The sequence below is a fragment of the Shewanella sp. AS16 genome, assembly GCF_021412365.1.
In the GTDB taxonomy this organism is placed as follows: domain Bacteria; phylum Pseudomonadota; class Gammaproteobacteria; order Enterobacterales; family Shewanellaceae; genus Shewanella; species Shewanella salipaludis.
Genome location: NZ_JAKCLK010000152.1, coordinates 1 through 311, shown reverse-complemented (window position 1 = coordinate 311; position 311 = coordinate 1). Strand labels below are relative to the sequence as shown.

Genomic DNA, 311 nt, shown 5'->3' with positions numbered 1-311 from the left:
AACGCCGCCGTGATGTTCCGTGCCTGACGCTTTTGTCAGTTCCGCTTCATCCACCACATGGTACGCTTTGCGGTTTGCCGCCATCCAGCGCAAGGCTCCTTTAAAACGTGGCGTTACGCTCTGGATAAACCAGGCGCGAACAATCGCTTCCGGACGGCTCTGGAACAGTGCCTGACAGGCGTTTTCGCCGTAGACGCGGGTTTCTTCCGCACGCTGACGACGCAAAACTTCCGGATCAATAAAACTTTTACCACTGATGCCACCGTGATCGGCCTTTTCCGGCGTCTCATCACCCGGCGCGCGGGAAACCG

1 protein-coding gene is annotated in these 311 nt (G+C 57.6%); it reads right to left on the bottom strand.

Going from position 1 to position 311, the window contains the following annotated elements:
- Positions 1-311, bottom strand: a 311-nt coding sequence (locus LZP73_RS19755; RefSeq protein ID WP_326490372.1) for an RNA methyltransferase substrate-binding domain-containing protein, incomplete at both ends; no start/stop codon positions are given.